Source organism: Thermovibrio guaymasensis, assembly GCF_003633715.1.
Taxonomy (GTDB): domain Bacteria; phylum Aquificota; class Aquificia; order Desulfurobacteriales; family Desulfurobacteriaceae; genus Thermovibrio; species Thermovibrio guaymasensis.
In genome coordinates this window covers 272,989-290,657 of the sequence record NZ_RBIE01000001.1, presented here as the reverse complement: position 1 = coordinate 290,657, position 17,669 = coordinate 272,989, and the positions used below count along the sequence as shown (strand labels likewise).

At 43.9% G+C, this 17,669-nt stretch carries 18 protein-coding genes; 4 read left to right on the top strand and 14 right to left on the bottom strand.

The features are described 5' to 3' along the window. Window positions 1–29 precede the first annotated feature (29 nt). Genes C7457_RS01645 through C7457_RS01635 form a run of 3 tightly spaced genes read left to right on the top strand, consistent with a single transcriptional unit; the run spans window position 30 to window position 2,900 of the window. The gene (locus tag C7457_RS01645) at window positions 30–878 is read left to right on the top strand and encodes a formate dehydrogenase accessory protein FdhE (protein ID WP_121169701.1); all 849 of its coding nucleotides are present in this window, start codon (window positions 30–32) and stop codon (window positions 876–878) included. A gap of 28 nt (window positions 879–906) precedes the next feature. Next, on the top strand, window positions 907–1,674 hold the full coding sequence (fdhD, locus tag C7457_RS01640) for a formate dehydrogenase accessory sulfurtransferase FdhD (RefSeq protein ID WP_121169700.1): 768 nt from the start codon (window positions 907–909) through the stop codon (window positions 1,672–1,674). Continuing rightward, complete coding sequence (locus C7457_RS01635) at window positions 1,674–2,900, top strand: molybdopterin molybdotransferase MoeA (protein WP_170137321.1); 1,227 nt, start codon at window positions 1,674–1,676, stop codon at window positions 2,898–2,900. The genes fdhD and C7457_RS01635 overlap by 1 nt, the downstream gene beginning before the upstream one ends. Here C7457_RS01635 and C7457_RS01630 read toward each other — a convergent pair whose 3' ends face one another. The 5 genes from C7457_RS01630 to C7457_RS01610 form a co-directional block, all read right to left on the bottom strand. Further along, window positions 2,901–3,650, bottom strand: coding sequence for a methyl-accepting chemotaxis protein (locus C7457_RS01630; protein WP_121169698.1), 750 nt, complete (start codon window positions 3,648–3,650; stop codon window positions 2,901–2,903). Continuing rightward, window positions 3,623–4,396 carry an oxygen-binding di-iron domain-containing protein gene (locus C7457_RS01625; protein ID WP_121169697.1) on the bottom strand — a complete coding sequence of 258 codons (774 nt, stop codon included), beginning with the start codon at window positions 4,394–4,396 and terminating at the stop codon, window positions 3,623–3,625. Before C7457_RS01625 ends, C7457_RS01630 begins: the two co-directional genes overlap by 28 nt. Before the next feature lie 100 nt (window positions 4,397–4,496). Continuing rightward, on the bottom strand, window positions 4,497–6,392 hold the full coding sequence (acs, locus tag C7457_RS01620; RefSeq protein ID WP_121169696.1) for an acetate--CoA ligase: 1,896 nt from the start codon (window positions 6,390–6,392) through the stop codon (window positions 4,497–4,499). 25 nt (window positions 6,393–6,417) lie between these two features. Beyond that, the gene (locus C7457_RS01615; RefSeq protein WP_121169695.1) at window positions 6,418–6,963 is read right to left on the bottom strand and encodes an acetate uptake transporter; all 546 of its coding nucleotides are present in this window, start codon (window positions 6,961–6,963) and stop codon (window positions 6,418–6,420) included. Window positions 6,964–6,989: 26 nt separating this feature from the next. Continuing rightward, a complete protein-coding gene (locus tag C7457_RS01610; protein ID WP_121169694.1) occupies window positions 6,990–8,210 on the bottom strand; it encodes a DcaP family trimeric outer membrane transporter in 1,221 nt (406 codons plus the stop codon). A 120-nt stretch (window positions 8,211–8,330) separates the two neighbouring features. Here C7457_RS01610 and C7457_RS01605 point away from each other — a divergent pair, with 120 nt between their 5' ends. Continuing rightward, on the top strand, window positions 8,331–8,987 hold the full coding sequence (locus C7457_RS01605) for a response regulator transcription factor (protein ID WP_121169693.1): 657 nt from the start codon (window positions 8,331–8,333) through the stop codon (window positions 8,985–8,987). On the opposite strand, the gene C7457_RS01600 is transcribed toward C7457_RS01605, so the two are convergent. The 9 genes from C7457_RS01600 to C7457_RS01560 are packed head-to-tail and all read right to left on the bottom strand — an operon-like array spanning window position 8,971 to window position 17,668. Continuing rightward, complete coding sequence (locus C7457_RS01600; RefSeq protein WP_121169692.1) at window positions 8,971–10,236, bottom strand: hemolysin family protein; 1,266 nt, start codon at window positions 10,234–10,236, stop codon at window positions 8,971–8,973. The two genes, C7457_RS01605 and C7457_RS01600, sit on opposite strands and share 17 nt — an antisense overlap. Next, on the bottom strand, window positions 10,236–11,510 hold the full coding sequence (locus tag C7457_RS01595; RefSeq protein ID WP_121169691.1) for a hemolysin family protein: 1,275 nt from the start codon (window positions 11,508–11,510) through the stop codon (window positions 10,236–10,238). The genes C7457_RS01600 and C7457_RS01595 overlap by 1 nt, the downstream gene beginning before the upstream one ends. After that, window positions 11,510–13,000: a membrane protein insertase YidC gene (yidC, locus tag C7457_RS01590; protein WP_121169690.1), complete on the bottom strand. Its 1,491-nt coding sequence runs from the start codon at window positions 12,998–13,000 to the stop codon at window positions 11,510–11,512. The genes C7457_RS01595 and yidC overlap by 1 nt, the downstream gene beginning before the upstream one ends. 35 nt (window positions 13,001–13,035) lie before the next feature. Next, window positions 13,036–13,242: a membrane protein insertion efficiency factor YidD gene (gene yidD / locus C7457_RS01585; protein WP_121169689.1), complete on the bottom strand. Its 207-nt coding sequence runs from the start codon at window positions 13,240–13,242 to the stop codon at window positions 13,036–13,038. Continuing rightward, the gene (rnpA, locus tag C7457_RS01580) at window positions 13,239–13,607 is read right to left on the bottom strand and encodes a ribonuclease P protein component (protein WP_121169688.1); all 369 of its coding nucleotides are present in this window, start codon (window positions 13,605–13,607) and stop codon (window positions 13,239–13,241) included. Before rnpA ends, yidD begins: the two co-directional genes overlap by 4 nt. Then, window positions 13,592–13,753: a 50S ribosomal protein L34 gene (gene rpmH, locus C7457_RS01575; protein WP_121169687.1), complete on the bottom strand. Its 162-nt coding sequence runs from the start codon at window positions 13,751–13,753 to the stop codon at window positions 13,592–13,594. Before rpmH ends, rnpA begins: the two co-directional genes overlap by 16 nt. Before the next feature lie 57 nt (window positions 13,754–13,810). Beyond that, the gene (locus C7457_RS01570) at window positions 13,811–14,482 is read right to left on the bottom strand and encodes a hypothetical protein (RefSeq protein ID WP_121169686.1); all 672 of its coding nucleotides are present in this window, start codon (window positions 14,480–14,482) and stop codon (window positions 13,811–13,813) included. Next, window positions 14,445–15,053 carry a hypothetical protein gene (locus C7457_RS01565; protein ID WP_121169685.1) on the bottom strand — a complete coding sequence of 203 codons (609 nt, stop codon included), beginning with the start codon at window positions 15,051–15,053 and terminating at the stop codon, window positions 14,445–14,447. The genes C7457_RS01570 and C7457_RS01565 overlap by 38 nt, the downstream gene beginning before the upstream one ends. Further along, window positions 15,023–17,668 carry a [protein-PII] uridylyltransferase family protein gene (locus tag C7457_RS01560; protein ID WP_121169684.1) on the bottom strand — a complete coding sequence of 882 codons (2,646 nt, stop codon included), beginning with the start codon at window positions 17,666–17,668 and terminating at the stop codon, window positions 15,023–15,025. The genes C7457_RS01565 and C7457_RS01560 overlap by 31 nt, the downstream gene beginning before the upstream one ends. Window position 17,669: the final 1 nt, after the last annotated feature.

Genomic DNA, 17,669 nt, shown 5'->3' with positions numbered 1-17,669 from the left:
GCTACCACCTATAAACCCAGGAGGTAACCGTGGATTTTGAAACAGCCTTTAGAAGGATAAAAGAACTAAAGAGGGAAAATTCTATAGCAAAGGAAATACTTGACCTTTACCAGAACATACTTGAATTTCAGAGGACCTCATTTGAAAGGACAGGAATTAACTACGAGGAACTTCCAGCTTCACTAGCAGTGGAAAAACCCCTCATCCAGATAATAGAAAAGGAAATAAAAAGTGAAACTATCTCTAAACTTTTTGAAGATTTCTTTGAGTTTATATCCCTCTTTGGAACGCCTCAAATGAAAGAAAGCGCAAAGAAAGCAAAAGGAAATAGGTACTTTAGCCCTGAAAAAGTAAAGGAATCCTTAACAGGTTACCTTTTGGAAGGGAAAGAGATTCCAGACGTACCTCTAGAATTCCTCCGCCTATCGGTCCTCTCAGTTACTCCAATCCTACTTTCTCCCGTTTCAAAGAAACTTCAAGAGCAACTAACTGAAGATTTTGAAAGTACAAACTGCCCTTACTGTGGCTCAAAAGCTCTAATCGGCTACCTTAAGAAGGAAAAAGAGGGTAAAAGGTTCTTAATCTGCCCTGTTTGCTACGGGGAGTGGCCGATCAAAAGGGACGTATGTGCTAACTGCGGAAACGAAGACCTTGAAGAACACTACTACTTCATTCCAGAATCAAAGGAGGATAAGCACATAAGGGTTGATATATGCAACAAGTGTAAGCACTACATTAAGACAGTTGACGAAAGAGTCCTAAGTGATGAAGGAAAAACCTGTTCACCATTAGTTGAGGACTTGGCAACCCCCTACATAGATATTAGACTTTTAGAAGAAGGGTACGAAAAAGTAACAAAAAACCTTTTCGGCTTTTAAATTAAGTAAAAAAGAGGCAAAACCCGATATGGACCTATACTCAAAACACAAAACCTTAGAAATAGTCCCAGACAGCCAATTTGAGCTTGAGGAGTTCGTCGTTACCGAAGTTCCCTATAAAGTCTTCTTAAACGACCAGCTCATAGGAAGTTCAATGGTTCTCCCCTGTAACCTTGAGGAGTTTGGAATAGGTTTCCTCTTTTCGCAGGGATACATACAGAAACCTGAGGATATAGAGGGAGTGAGGGTATGTGAAAAGGGGGGAATCTTCGTCTATACGAAGAACAAAAAAGTTGAAAAAAAGGAAGTAATCGTTACCTCCGGTTGTGGTGGAACCGGGAAAATTTCAAGGGACATGCTGGAAAGGCCCTTTGAAGGTGTCCAGGAGTATAGGATAAAGCTCTCTGAGATTGACGAACTGATAAAGGAAACCCTCAGGAGAAACGAGGTAGGAAACCTTACCCACTGCGCCCATGCCTGCGGTTTCTGGTCTGAAAGGGGCTTTGAAGCCTTTTACGCAGACGTTGGAAGGCACAACGCAGTAGATAAAGTTGTAGGAGCCATACTTCTTAAAAAGTTACCTCCTAGAGGAGCGATTTACACAACGGGAAGGCTTACCTCCGACATGGTTTTAAAGTGTGCAAGGATTGGAATTCCCATTGTGATCTCAAGAACGGCTACCTCCTCCCTCGGCCTTGAAATCGCTAAGAGGGCAGACGTTACACTCATATGTTACGCAAGGCCAGGAAGGTTAAACATATTCAACAGACCAGACAGAGTAATAAGGGAGGAGTAATGGATAACGTTTACATAGATTTTGAAAGAGCTCTGGAAATTGTCCTCTCCCAAGCTAGGCTCCTTCCTTCAGAGAAAGTTCCCATCTTCAGCGCACTTCACAGAGTTTTAGCAGAAGACGTTCTAGCAGATAGAGATAACCCTCCCGCTCCCGTCTCCGCAATGGACGGATATGGAGTAAGGTTTGACGATATAGAGGAGGTTCCTGTAAAACTTAAGGTTACTGAGGACATCCCGGCAGGCAAAGTTCCAAGTTCAGTCCTAGAAAGGGGAGAAGCAGTAAGGATTTTTACAGGCTCTATCATCCCTAAGGGCTGTGATACGGTAGTTCCTGTTGAATACGCAGAGGAAAACAACGGATTTGTAACTATAAAGAGAACCTTTCCAAGAGGTTCAAATATAAGGGAAAAGGGAGAAGACTACAAAAGGGGAACGGTCCTCTTAAAAAGAGGGACTTACATAACGCCGATTGAGATGGGAATACTTGCCTCCGTTAACAGGACCAGCGTAAAGGTTTCGGTAAAACCGAAGGTGGGGATAATAACAACCGGAAGCGAAATAGTAGAGCCTGGAGAAGAGCTAAAAGAGATTTCCCAAATTAGGAACTCAAACGCCTACACCCTTTACGGCCTTACGGTAGAAGCAGGGGGTGAACCGGTCTACCTTGGCCGCATTGACGATGATAGGGAAGAAACCAAAGAGAAGCTAACTCAAGCCCTTGAGTTTTGCGATTTAGTCATCACCTCCGGCGGAATATCAATGGGTAACTACGACTTCATAAGGGACATACTTCCCGAAATAGGAGTTGAAACCCTCTTCTATAAGGTAAAGGTGAAGCCGGGTAAACCGGTATTTTTCGGCAGGAAGGGGAATAAGTTCATCTTTGCTCTCCCGGGATTTCCAGTTTCCACAGTAGTAAGCTTTAACAACTTCGTTTATCCTTTCATTAAGAAAATGTTAGGAGCAGAGAAAACTTTTAGGAAGAAAGTTAAAGGAATTCTTATTAAAGACTTTAAAAGGAGAAAATCCGATAGAACAGAGTTTGCAAGGTGTAAATACACCTACGACCCAAACTCAAGGGAATACAGAGTTATTCCCCTTAGGAGGCAGGGGTCTGGAATCCTCTCTGCAATGACGGGAGATACAGGATTAATGGTTGTCCCTTCAGGAGTCAAATTTATGAAGGAAGGAGAACCGGTGGACTTAATACTAATTAAGGAAAATTAATCAACAAGATTTTTTAAAGTAAGAGAAAAGTGAAGTAAATGCATCAGCAAAACGGCGTTTAGCAGCAGATAGTATTGAAACTACCTTTTGAATAGCTGCTGAGACCCCAGTAAGACCTTTAAGTTCAAGAACAACCTTTGACTGGGAAGTATTTATCCTGTTAAGTTCCTCTGAAACGGATATTACCCTATTAATACTAACGATAAGATTATCCATCTTATCCTTAAGTTCATTCATAGCTTTAACGTTATCTGTAATCTTCTTTAAAATTGGTTCTAGTTCCTTCTCAACATCACGAATTTCGTAGATTAACTTAAAAGTTTTCTTAGCCATATCGCGAATTTCCTTAGCAACTATGGCAAAAGTTCTACCGCTTTCCCCTGCCCTTGATGCTTCTATAGAGGCATTAATAGCTATGAGCTCAATATGAGACGCAACTTCTTCTATACCGGCTAAGTGTTTATTCATTTCCTTAAGGCTTATTAACAACTTATCATAATCAGAGGAAAATTTACTAATTTCCTCCACTATTGGTTTGAAACTTTCAACAAAATCCTGAAGATTTTTTGATATTTCATTCAATTCTTCAATATTTTCACCTATAGTAGAGCTGTTAGTCAATAAAATATCCTCTACCTGAGGAACTAAACGATCAATAACTTCAGAAACTCTACTTAATGAAAGAATACCCCTCTCTAAATCTGAAAGGGCTTTTGAGAGCTCTAAATTGAAATCAGATCTGTTCCGCATTTCAAGTTCTCCAGAAACTTAAAGAAATATTCGACAGAGTTCTTAGGAATTATGGCTCCATGCTGAGGAAGGATAGCTTCTATGTCTAACTTCTTTACTTTTGAAAGCCAAGCTCTTAGAGCTTTATTGTTAGCCATAAGTATCCTGTGGGGAGTGTAAAGGTAGTCTAGGTGACTAATCCAGTCATTGACCACCAAGTAATTAAAGTTTCCCAAAGCTATACCAATATCCCCGCTGAAGAGGAACTTAGAAACTGGATCGTAAAGGCTGAAGTGATTGGGAGAGTGGAGATAATGGGCGGGAATTACTTCAACGTGAAACTTTCCAACAGGAAGGGTAGTCCCTTCCGCTGGTATTGGAAAAACGCTATCCTCAATATCCTCAACGCCAAAGTGGGGAAGGAACCTTACCCAAAGTTCACCAATAGCAATCTTCGCCTGAGGACAAACGTCCTTCCACATAGGTATAGAACCGCACACGTCTGGGTCTTGGTGGCAGAAGTACAGGAACTTTACCTGGTCTAAAGTTACATACTTTGAAACTTTCTGAACCATATGGGGAAACAGATAATACCCTCCCGGGTCTATAAGAATAGCCTCTTCGTTATCTATCAGAAGATAAGAAAGGACATCAACGGAGCCTTTATCAATACCTTTAGTTCCAAGGTAAACAACTTTGTGTTTTTTATCATCGTAAAGAACGGCATCTTCAGTAGGAGAAAGCTGAGGAGTTATATTTATAGTCATTACTTTTATTCCCTTCCTAACTAAAAACTGTAAATTAAATCAAACATTATTTACTTATTTGAAATTATAACAAAAAAGGGGGCAGAAGCCCCCGAAAGGATTAGTCTTCAAGAGTTGAAAGGTCTCCTGGGTCAATACCGAGCTCTTTAGCTTTAAGGACCCTTCTCATAATCTTTCCACTTCTGGTCTTAGGAAGCTTATCAACGAACTCAATCTCAGAAGGAACTGCTAGAGCTCCAAGCTCCATCCTTACGTGGTACTTAAGGTCCTCAACAAGCTTATCAGAAGCAGAGTAGCCCTCTTTAAGGATTACGAAGGCCTTAATCGTCTCTCCCTTAACAGGGTCTGGCTTACCGATAACCGCAGCCTCGGCTACTGCAGGGTGGGAAACTAAGGCTGACTCAACTTCCATAGTTCCAATCCTGTGACCGGAAACGTTTATTACGTCGTCGGCACGGCCGAGGATCATTATGTAGCCGTCCTTATCCTTAACTGCAACGTCACCTGCTGTGTAGCAGTTGGGAATAGTATTCCAGTACTGCTCGTAGCGTTCTGGGTTCTTCCAGATAGTCCTCATCATTGTAGGCCATGGATTCCTGATGACGAGGAATCCACCCTTGTTTGGCTCAATAGGGTTACCCTCTTTGTCAACAACGTCGGCAATAACTCCCGGAACAGGCTTTCCAGCCTTACCTGGCTTCATCGGGAGGCCGTCAATTGTTGTAATCATTACTGAACCTGTCTCCGTCTGCCACCAGGTGTCAACGATTGGGCACTTCTCCTTACCAATTACCCTGTAGTACCAGAGCCATGCCTCTGGGTTGATCGGTTCACCAACAGAACCAAGTAGCCTTAGGGATGAGAGATCGTACTTGTTGGGCCACTCCTCTCCAGCCCTCATGAACATCCTGATTGCAGTTGGAGCAGTGTAGAAGATGTTTACTCCGTACTCCTCAATGATTCTCCACCAGCGTCCGTAGTCTGGGTAGTTTGGAGCTCCCTCAGCAATAACCTGAGTAGCACCTGCAACGAGTGGACCGTAAACTATGTAGCTGTGTCCTGTAATCCAGCCGGGGTCTGCAGTACACCAGTAAATATCGTCCTCTTTCAGGTCAAATACGGTCTTCATTGAGTAGTAAGTTCCAACCATGTAACCACCGGTCGTATGAAGAACCCCCTTTGGCTTACCGGTTGAACCTGAAGTGTAGAGGATAAAGAGGGGGTCTTCTGAGTCCATAACCTCAGGCTCGCAGTAGTCAAGGTGGCCGTCCATAAACTCGTAGAAGTCAACTTCCTTTTCACCGATGAGGTCAACTTTTGGCTCAAGTCTCCTTAGAACTACAACCTGCTCAACAAATGGAAGATCAAGGATGGCCTCATCAACAATCCTCTTAAGAGGAATAGCCCTTCCACGCCTAATTGTAACGTCTGCAGTAATTACCATCTTGGCTTCTGCGTCCTCAATCCTGTGCCTTAGAGCCGGAACGCTGAAGCCTGCGTAAACTACAGAGTGAACAGCACCTATACGGGCACAGGCAAGCATTGCAACAATTTGCTCAATGACAAGAGGCATGTAGATAACTACCCTGTCTCCCTTCTTGATTCCAGCGGCCCTTAAGGCGTTTGCAAACCTGTTGACAAGGCGGTAAAGCTCCCCGTAGGTAACAACTTTCTTGTTTCCGAGCTCATCCTCCCAGAAGAAGGCAACTTTGTTACGCTTACCGTTCTTAACGTGGCGGTCAAGTGCGTTTACAGTAATGTTTGTCTTCCCGCCAACAAACCACTTAGCGTAAGGGTAGTTCCACTCTAAAACCTTTTCCCACTTCTCGTACCAGAAGAGCTTTTCGGCCACCTCGGCCCAGAACTTTTCAGGATTGTCAAGGAAGCGCTTGTACTCGGCCTCGTAATCCTTGACGTTTGCCCTCTCAACAAACTCCTTAGGTGGGTAGATAACCGTTTCCTTCTGCAGAAGGTGATCCAACCTCTCCTCTGCCATCTTTACCTCCCTATCTCAAGGTTATTTAAGCCTGAGCCATAGACTCAGTTAAAAGAGTTTTAAAGGCAACGTACATTGCAGAAGCACCGCAGAGTATTCCTTCCCACCCTGCAACTGTTTTTATAGCGGTACTTCCGGTAAAGTCTCCAAATGCAAGAAGGAAGAAGAGAATCCAAAGTGTTATAAAGACAAACTGAATATCAGCTCCATGCTTTGTTTTATAAAGGACAATCCAGAGGAGAAACGTAAAGATTCCCCACATTAGAAGGTAGAAGACAATTCCAAGCTTATCCTGAGGAGCCCACCATCCCCACTTACTCATTAACAGGAGGAAAACTAAACTCTCCCAAAAGAGGCCGTAAGACGTAAATGCAAGAGCTCCAAAAGTATTGTTCTTCTTAAAATCCATAATTCCGGCAATTATCTGAGCAAGTCCGCCGTAGAAGATTCCCATAGCTAAAATCATAGTTCCGAGGTTAATAATACCGGCGTTGTGTAGGTTTAAAAGAACCGTCGTAATACCAAAGCCGAAAAGTCCAAGCGGTGCAGGGTTAGCAATCTTCAGTTCCATAACTCCCTCCTTACCATAAGATTTATTTACCATACGTAGATTGCTGAAGCCATCAGTCTATTTCCGTGCTCAACGCCATCATCGTAAAGGGTTTCCTGGTGGTCAATCTCAAGACCGAAGGTAACTCCGGGAGCAAACTTGTAAAGGACGTTTCCAAATGCCCTCCAGTTCTTTTCATAGGCACCTGCTTTATCCGCTCCATCGTTATCCGGATCGTTCATACCCGCTCCGAGGTTAAATGAGACCTTCTCAAAAGGCTTCATTGAGAGCTGGACGAAACCTCCCTTGGTTTCAAGTTCCTCTACGTCGCTGCCATCTTTGTAGTGAGGAGGTGTAAAGACTAGGAAATCCCTTGAAGTTAATCCCTGACCGTAGTAAGCCTCTCCCTTAACTCCGATTGGGAAGAAGAGGTTAAATGGAACGTTCCACTCAAAGGCAACAAGGTAGTCGTTAACGTCGTCCTTAACACCACCGACCTCGGCGCTACCTTGTCTGTAAGCTCCTCCAAGGGCTAAGTAAAGGGGCTTACCGGTACCGAAAAGGTCTCCTTTGTAGAAGGCCTTAGCACCAACCCAGGGCATTCTCATATCTACGCCGTCTGTAGTTGCCGAGCTCTTCCAGGCAGTTCCAAGAATTCCGAAACCACCGTCAAAAGTCTGAGTAACAGTTATCTGAGGAACCCTGTCCCAAAGGTTACCGGAAGCTCCCATGCTTAAAAAGTCAAGGGTTGAAGCCATCTGGGAGGCAATTGGAATGTAGTCCTGACCGATTCTGACGTTTGTTCCCTGACCGTTGTTCAAGTTGATGTAAGAGAGCCTAATCCTAAAAGCTCCGTTGTCATCTCCTCCCTTACCGTAGAAGTCGCTCTCAATCCTTCCGGTAACTTTCCAGCCATCAACTTCCGGACCGTCAATGATAAAGCCAAGGCGTGTATCCTTCATGTTAAACGTTACCCTATCCTCCCTTGCTCCCTTAGGTAGGTAGGTAATGAACTGATCCTTACCCATGTTGTGGGTGTCGTAGATGGCATCAAGCTTAACTTTTCCGTAGATCTTGATTGAGCTTTTAGCCCCTACAACTGCCTTTCCTCCCCTCGCCTCTTCAAGTTTTTTTAACTTCTCCTGGAGCTTTGCCATCTGTTCCTGGAGAACTCTAATCTGAGCCTTCAGTGCCTCCACGTTGTCCTGTGCAAAGGCAGGAGACGAAAGGAGGGAAACAGTTAAGGCTGTTAGCAGTATCCTCCTCATCCTAACCTCCTATCCGAATCTTTGTTGCAACATTTTAACAAAATTTTAAAATTTCCTTATAAAACTTAATTAGAATTATCTGTTAATTTGATGTAAAAATCTCGTTAAAAAGGTGTAAAAATGACAAAGGTACTGCTGATAGAGGACGACAAATCCCTTGCAGAGGAGATTTACGAAGTATTTACAGACAGCGGGTTTGAAGTAGAAATAGGAACGTCCCAAGAGGACATATTTAAGAGAAACGGGTACTCCTTTTTAATTTTTGACCTTGCACTCCTTGGAACTAAAGGACTTGAAATATGTAAGAGGATAAAGGAAAAGAAGGATATTCCAATAGTAGTCCTAAGCTCAGTCTGCAACATAGATTTTAAAGTTAAGTGGTTTGAAACGGGAGCCGATGACTTTATAGTTAAACCCTTCAGCACAAGGGAGCTCCTTGCCCGCTCACAGGCAATTTTAAGGAGGTACAGAGAGAGGATAAGGAACGTCCTTGAGTTTGAGGGAATAATTCTTAAGAAGAAGGAAGGACGGGTTTTAATCGGGGATAAGAGCGTTGACTTAACGAAAATTGAACTTGAAATACTGGAGCTCCTCATAAAGTATCAGGAAGAGGTCCTTCCAAAGGAGTTTTTAGTAGAGAGAATCTGGGGGAAGAACAAAAAGAGCTCAAGGGTCCTGGACGTTTACATATACAGGCTTAGGAGAAAGCTCGGAAAGAAGGGAAAACACCTTAAAACCTTAACGAACGTAGGTTACATCCTTACGAGGAACGTTTAGTTTTCTCGTCCTTCTCCTTTACCTTTACCTTACCTATCCTCCTCTCCCCCAGACTAACGACTTTAAGGGTGTGGTGGGGGAGCTCCAAAACCTCCCCTACCCTTGGAAACCTCCCAAGTTTTGAGAGAATAAGTCCCCCGAGAGTTACGTAATCCTGACCCTTAGGAAGGGGGTAGTTTAAGAAACTATTCAACTCATCTATCTCAACTTGGGAATCAACGGTAATCTCGTTACCCTGTTTAAAGATTCTTAGCTCTTCCTTATCAAACTCGTCCTCAATCTTACCTACAATCTCCTCAAGGATATCCTCAATAGTGACTATTCCAAGGGTTGAACCAAACTCATCAACAACTATTCCAAGCTGTTCTTTCCTCTTCCTAAACTCCTTAAGGGCATCAAAGATGTTCATATACTCAGGGAGAACGACCACAGGCCTTAGGAAGTACTTAACGGACACCGAAGGGTCCTCTACGTTAATTAAATCTGAAATGAGAAGGTAGCCGACTATGTTGTCAAACCTGTCCCTATAGACCGGGAGCTTTGAAAAACCGCTCTTTAAGAAAAGGTCTACGGCTTCCTTTACTGTACTGTTCTCACTTACAGCAATTATCTTAGAAAGGGGAGTGTAGATATCCCCTACGTGTTTCTCCCTTAGGTAGAGTATATTCCTAAGGATGTCCCTCTCAGTCCTCTCAACCTGAACCCGACCTGCACTCTCAACGAGGAGGCGGAGCTCTTCCTTCGTAACGAAGGGGTTCTTCTCACTATCAGACCTTAGAAGGTAGGCTATTAACCTTGCAATTCCCATAACTACGAATGAGACCGGCTTGAAAAGGAGGTAGAAGAAGTAGATTGGGTAAACGATCTTAAAGGCTATAACGTGGGAGTACTTTTGGTACAAACTCTTGGGAATGAGCTCTCCAAAAGTAAGCGTAATTGGAGTAAAGAAGATGACGGTAATTAGCTCAGGGTAAGAGGCTAAAGAGGGAAACTTCTCTGCAATTTTATCTAAAAAGTAAGTGGCAAAAAGGGTTGAACCTGTAACCGTTGAAAGGTTAGTTCCAATTAGGGTGGTAGTTAACAGCTTTTCAGGATTCTCAAGGAGCCTGGCAAGGAGTAGTGCTGCCCTATCCCCCTTCTGGAGGCGCTTTTGAAGTTCCAGACGGGGAAGGGAAACTATTGCAATCTCGCTACCTGAGAAGAAACCTTCAAAAAGGACACAGAGGAAAATGAGGAAAAGGACCTCCATCAACTTAACCTCTCTACAACAACCGAACCTACCCTGTTACCGTCCATTGACTCAACGGTGAATTTGAAACCTTTATAGGCAAACGAATCCCCCTCTTTCGGGATCCTCTTTAAGTTAGCCATAACGAAACCTGAAACGGTATCCACCTCTTCAAGGAGGTCGTCATCTTCAAGGTTTAAAACCTCCTTCATCTCATCTATGGGAGTTTGACCAGAGAACCTGAGTTTCCCGTCCTCTAACTTCTCAAACTCTGGAGCAGATAAGCTCTCCCTCTCGTCCGGGAGCTCTCCGACAATCTCCCTCAAAATATCGTCAAGAGTAACTACACCTGCCGTATTCCCATATTCGTCAACAACAACCGCCATGTGGCGCTTAGTCCTCTGCATCTCCTCAAGGAGCTTATCAATCGTTAAAAACTCAGGAACGAGGAAAGGTTCAGAGGCAAAGTCCTTAACCGGCCTATCAAAGTCCTCCGGTCTTAAAGTGAGGGGGATTATCCTCCTTGTATAGAGAATGCCGGTAACCTGGTCAAGGGAATCCTTGTAAATCGGTATTCTTGAAAACTTAACGTCCTTTAAAAGCTCCAGAGCTCTCCTAACAGGAGTATCTTCTTTTAAGGCAAAGATCCTGTGTTTTGGAACCATAATCTCCTTAACCAAAATCTCACCAAGGTCAAGGGTCCTATCTATGAGCTCCTTCTCTTCCTGTGCAATTGTCCCCTCCTTCGCCCCTTCAGAAACCAGGAGCATAAACTCTTCATCGGTTATAGCCTTTGGAGAGCTAAAGAGCTCCACTCCAAAGGGTTTTAAAAGGAGGGAGGCAAAGCCGACAAGGATAACCCTAACCGGGTAAGTCAAGTAGTAGGCAAACTTTATAAACGGAAGGATAAAAAAGGCATACCTTTCAGCGTACTTGATGGCAAGGGTCTTAGGTGTAACCTCTCCAAAGACTAAAAGGATAAAAACAGTTACGGGAACGGCAAGGGCTGCTCCTAGGTCGCGACCCAAAAGCTTAACGAACAGAACAGCCGAAGTTGAGGCAATACCGACGTTCACCATCTCGTTACCGACCAGAATCGTTGCGATTAAATCTGCAGGGTTTTGAAGGAACTTAAGTACTTCTGCTGCCTTCCTGTTACCCTCTTTGGCAAGCCTCTCAAGCCTCAAAGTGTTAAGTGAGAAGAAGGCCGTTTCAGAGGCCGAGAAGAGGGCGGAGAGGAAAATGAGAAAGGAGAGAATAAAGTAATAACCGGTTAAACTACCTCCTCCCTCCATTAAGCCCCTTCCTTATTTACTGTTAACTTCATGATTATAAGGTTTTGAATCGCAGTAATAACGTTGTTCGTAAACCAGTAGAGGACCAGTCCTGCAGGGAAACTGGCAAAGAGGAAGGTGAAGAAAACTGCCATAGCGTAGAAGATGTACTGCTGCTGCTTGTTTGTAGTAGGAGTGAGGAACTGCTGAAGGATCATAGAAAGGCCCATTAAGATCGGAAGAACGAAGGTTGGGTCTGGCTGTGAAAGGTCCCTAATCCAGAGGAAGGAAGCCCCTTTAAGCTCAACTGCGTTAAGGAAGAGCTCGTAAAGGGCAATGAAGATAGGAATTTGGAGGAGCATCGGAAGGCACCCGCTTGCAGGGTTAACTCCCATCTCCCTGTAGAGTTTCATAGTCTCTTCTTGGAGCTTTTGGGGGTCGTTTCCGTACTTCCTCTTTATCTCCTCAAGCTTAGGAGCTAAATCCTGCATCTTCTTCATAGAGACAAAGCTCTTGTGTGTGAGGGGATGGAGAATAAGCTTAATAATCAGGGTAAAGATGATTATCTCAACTCCCCAGTTTGGAACGAACTTGTGAAGGAAAATGAAGAACTTTAAGAGTGGCTTTGCGAGAAAGCCAAGAATTCCAAAGTCTATGGCACTTTCCATTCCAAGGGCCTCAAGCTCCTTAAGTTCCTTAGGTCCTCCGTAAAATGTAAACTCATCAACAAAAGCCTCAACTAAAGTATGCTCTCCTCCAACTTCCTTAACCATAGCAGAGAAGTTCCTATCCTTAGCGGCCATTAAGAAGTACTTCTCTTCCTCTCCCGCCCATACAACCTTGTTAAAGGAGACAAAGCCGTTGAGGTCCTTAGGGTCTAACCTGTAAACTTTATCCTCTGTCTCAACAACAGGACCGACGTGACCCCTTTCTTTACTAGCACTTAAGTTTATATCCGGCCCCAAAATGGTGTAGAGCTCTCCTCCTTCCCCTTCAATTTCCACTTTAACGTCTATCCTGTAAGAATCGGGATAGAAAGTGAGCTCCTTTATGAACCTCTTACCGTCAATTTCTCCTGAAAAGAGAAGTTTCTTCGGAGAGCCTTCAACTTTGAGCTGAAGTGAAGAAGGGGTAAGGTTTAATCTTGAGAGCTTCTTAGAGAGCTCCTCATTAAGGGAAAGAGTAGTTAAAGGGTATAAACCTGAAACCTTTGAATAGGGAGAAACCAACTGGTAGTCATACTTCTTAATAAAGAGAGAAACTAACCTACCGTTAACGGTTGAAAACTCAGCCCTGTAAAGGGGCGTTTCAACATTAACCCTTTGTCCCAGTTCCTTTACAGAAGGGATATCTGAAACCTTAACGCTCTGGGCCCTTTTAGTTTCCTTTGAAACCTCACCGGCCTTTTCTCCCTTGTGGCCGAAGAAAAACTGAAAGCCTATAACAACTAAAAGGGCAAGGATAAATGACTGAATCCACAGCGATAACTTACTTGGTTGCTGCTGCCCCATTACCTAACTCCTTTAAATCAGAATTTTAGACATAACTAAGGATAGTCTATGCCTCCCTTTGAAAAGGGATTGCACCTAAGGACTCTGTATAGGGCCTTTAAACTACCCTTTAAAAGGCCGTACTTCTCTATTGAAAGAATGGCGTAGGAAGAACAGGTAGGATAGTAACGGCACTTGCCCGGAAAGAGAGGAGAGATAGCTTTTTGGTAAAACTTAATAGCAGAAATAACTAAAGCCTTCACCCACTCTCCTTCAAGATTCCTGCTTTTTTTGCAAGGCTCAAAAAGTCTTTCTCTACGTCCTGATACTTCTTCCCTAAAATTCCTTTACGGGCTATAAATACCAAGTCGTAAGGTTTTAACCTGTGCTTGTTCAACCTGAATACTTCCCTCATTAACCTTTTCGCCCTATTCCTATCTACTGCCCTCTTTGAAACCTTCTTACTGGCTATAAAGCCTGCCCTTGGAAAGCCGAGGTCGTTCGGTAAAAAGTAAAAGGCCACGGTAGAACCGCCAAGGCTCTTCCCGTGGTCAAATACCTTTTTAAAATCTTTGCTCTTACGCAGTCTCTCTTCCTTGCGGAAAGTAAAACTTACCTTCTCTTCCACTCGTCACTTACCGTTAACTTCCAGCGACCTTTCTTTCTCCTCCTCCTGAGTATCTCCCTTCCGCTCTTGCTCTTCATCCTGGCCCTAAAACCGTGAACTCTTTTACCGTGAAGCCTACTTGGCTGATACGTCCTCTTTGTTGACACTTTGCCACCTCCACGCTTTAACTTGTGATGGGAATTATAGGCAAAGAGCTCAGCTTGTCAAAGTTTTAACTCTGATAGAAAGCCCTTTAGACCTTCATCTGGATCTACCTTGTAGAGCTCTATTAAACCCCTCAAAGTCCCTAAACTTACTCCCAACTCCCTATAGAGTCCCCTGCCTATTAGGTGGTAGCCGACAAACTGAAGAAGGTTCCTCGGCCTTTCCTTAAATTTTGCACTCTCAAAGTCAATAACCTTCACATTTTCACCTGTAAAGATAAGGTGTTTCTCTCCCTTAATCTCTGAATGCTCAACTTTTGAAACGTCAAGTTTGTAGCATGAAATCAGAACTCCCCTAGTAGAAAGCCTCGGTTCCTCTTTAAAGGCATCGGGAAAGGGCTTTCCCTCTATCCACTCCATAACGACAAAATCGCTAGTGGAAAAGTACGGAAGAGGAGAAGGAGCATCTGAACCAAAAGTATTAAAAAGGTGTGAGAGGAACTTATACTCTTTTAAGGGAACTTCCTTTGGAGTGTCTGAACGCCTTACCTTAACTGCAACAGGTTTTCCCTTTAAAAGGCCTTTGAAAACAACTCCTCTGTAACCTTTTGATACGAACTTTAAGTCCTCTACTCCCCTCTCCTTGAGTTCCTCATAAATCCTCTCTCCCCTCTTAACGTCTCCTCGGGGGTAATCAAGGAGTGTTAAGAGACGTAAACTCCGGGATTCCATACCTCTTCCTCAGACACTCTCTAACGAGAGCTCTCCTTGTAACCTCTAAAACCTTCTCCTTCCAGTAGAAGGAGAACCTGTCAACCTTCCTCTCCGCCTCTTCCCTACACTTCCTCCCAGCAGGAGTCTCCTCAAGCATGTTGAAGAGCTCATCCTCTATCCTGTAGAGCTCCCTCTCAACCTTAAAACTATCTTCCTCTTCCAAGAGCTCCTCAAGGCGCCTCTTTAGTAAACTCTGATCCAGCTTTAGCTCCATTGAGAGAGAGTCTAAAAAGTCTATCAGTATCTCAACCCTGTTTACAGAGTAAGGGACCTCACAGCTCTCAGAAGGCCTCCTTGAGAAGTTCTTTACAAGCTCTTTAACCTGAAATAGGTTGAACCTCCTTGAAATTAAATCCTCACCGTACTTGACCAGGAAGGAGAGAACCTCTTCAGGAGCAAGCTTTAGTTCAAAGAGCTCCTTAGCAGCAATGCTGTCCGTACTGGGAACAAAGTAAAACTTTCCTTCAAAGTGCTCGCTCAGGAGCTCCTTTAAAGCCTCTAAGTACTCTCTGAAATTTCTCTCCTGCACCAATTTAAAAACTCCCGGTATCCTTCCCTTACCTTTCTCTTAAGGGCATCTATTTTAGCACCGTAGGAAATAAAGTCCCCAAAGAGCCTCTTTTCAACCTCAGCCCTTCTAAGGTCTAGGTAGAGGTCAACGAGCCCTGAAAAGGAATTCTCCTCCTTTGAAAGTTCAAGGAGGGAATAGTAGGTATTCCTCAACCACCTACCCCTTAAGAGCTGGTAGGTATAGGATATAAATTCAAGGTCAACGACTCCACCTGGTGAATATTTTATATCCCTCTTTCCCCTTCCAAGCTCCCTCTCCAACCTTTCCCTCATCTTAACGATCTCATTAAAGGTAGATTCATCTAAAGGCTTCCCAAAGAGGAAATCCTTTACTATCTCTTCAACCTCCTCTCTGCACTCTCCGAGGATGAAGCGAAAACGGGTAAAAGCCAACCTCTCCCAAACCCTTGCGCTCTCTTTAAGGTAGTTTTTAAAGTAGTTAAGCGTAAAGATCAGCTCTCCCTTCTCTCCAAAGGGTCTTAGACGAGTATCAACTTCATAGCCAAGCCCTTCTAGTCTCTTAATTAGACTTACCGCCCTTTCCTCTTCAGAGTGTCCTGAACTCCTAAAGAAGAGGAGGTCGAGGTCGGAACCTACGTTCATTTCACGACTTCCGTACTTTCCAAGTGAGGCTACGCAGAAGGAAGGGGAAATCTCAAGGTAGAGCTCCTTCAGAATGAAATCGGTAATCGTCGTTAGCTCGTTAAAGAAATCAACAACTCCAGACCTCCTAAGCCTGTACCTTAAAAGGGCAACTACTTCAAAGGTATTCTTCAAAAGTTTAAGGTTCTTAGAGGCCTCCCAGAACTCCCTTAACTTCTCCTCCCTTATCTCTTCCTCTATCAGCTGGGGCTGAAAGACATAGTCAACTATCTCTGGAGTTTGACGGAATCGGGTTATGAAGAAGTCTTTCGTTGATAGGAGGTAAAAGAGGAGGTTTAAAAGGTTTATCCGATTAAGAATGGAGAAGAAGAAAACCCTACCTTCCTCCTTCTCTAAGAAGTTAACCAGATTTTTCATTGCGTTCTTTGAGCTGGGGGCTTCAAAAATAAGTCTTAAGAAGAGCTCCCCCATAATATCAATCCTGTTAACCTCTTCAGGAGTTAAAACTTTCATTGAAAGGAGAACGTCTATAAACCTCTTAACTTCTCCCGGCTCAACAAACCCCATTCTCTTAAGGTCTTCTTCAGTGTAGGTGGATAGAGGCCTCCTGTCCCCCGTCGGGAAGAACTTGTTAAAGTAGTAGTTAACCCTATCCATGTGGTGATAGAGGACTGAGAGGAACCCTTCCCTGTTCTTAAACCCCATCTTCCTTGAAAGTTCCTCTGCCTCCTCACTTTCAGGGTGGAAGGTCTGAGTCTGCCTAAAGTTTGTTATTTGAAGCATGTGTTCAGCTCTCCTCAAAAAGAGGTAAGCTTCCTTTAACTCTGAATACTCCTTATCTCCCAGATAGCCCCATCTGTGGAGCTTATCTAAAGCAGTCAAAGTATGGCGGCAACGGATTTCCCTCTGTTTTCCTCCGTAAATTAGCTGGAAGGCCTGAACTATGAACTCAACCTCCCTAATTCCGCCCCTACCGAGCTTCAGGTCAACCTTTCCCCTCTTCTTTGAAACTTTACTCTTTATCAGTTCCTTTAACCTTAAAACCTCCTCAATTAGGGTAAAGTCTACGTACTTCCTATAAACAAAAGCTTTAGCTAGCTTTAAGAACTCAAGGCCGGTTTTCCCCAAGTCCCCTACAGCAGGCCTTGCCTTAAGGAGGGCAAACCTCTCCCACGGCCTTGCAACGGCGGTGTAATATTCTTCCAGGGCCAATATGTCATTTACCAAAGGCCCCATAGTTCCGTTTGGCCTCAGACGAGTATCAACTACTACAACGCCGTTTAGTAGGTCAAGGAACTCCCTTACAAGGAGAGTAAAGTAGTCGTGGTTCTGGAGCTTCCCGACGGTTCCCCCTGAAGTCTCCCCAAAACGGCTCTCATAGACAAAGATAAGGTCAATGTCTGAGGAGTAGTTAAGCTCAAAAGCCGAAGCCTTTCCCATATCAACTATAGCTAAACCGCAGGAAGGCTCTCCATACTTCCTCTTAAACTCCTCTTCCAAGTAGGAAAAAGAAGCTCTACTTATTGCATCGTGAACTAGGGTTACATCCCTTACGAGCTCTTCAAAGGGAGAGAATCTCAGTAAATCCCTGAGGACCACCCTTGCCATCTGGAGGTTTTTATAGTCTAGGAGCTCCTTCTTTACTTTCCTCCTATCCCCTTCCACACTAAACTCAAAGTCCTCCGGTTTAAATTTCCTCCTGTAAATACCCTTTAAGGTCTTTAAAAAGTGGGGATTCTTGGTAAGGAAGTCTGCCAAGTAGTTTGAGGAGGAAAAAAGAGTAAGCAGGTGGTAGAGGTACTCATCGTCAAGCCAGTCTGGTCTATCAGGGAAAGAGGAAAGGAGTTTTTCAAAGTAGATGAGGGCCCTCCTTGGGTTTGGAAGTTCTGAGAGTTTATCCTCAAGGACTTTTAAAGAGGAAAGCCAACTACCTTCCAGTGAACCTGAAATAGTCTTTAACAGTCTCTCCATA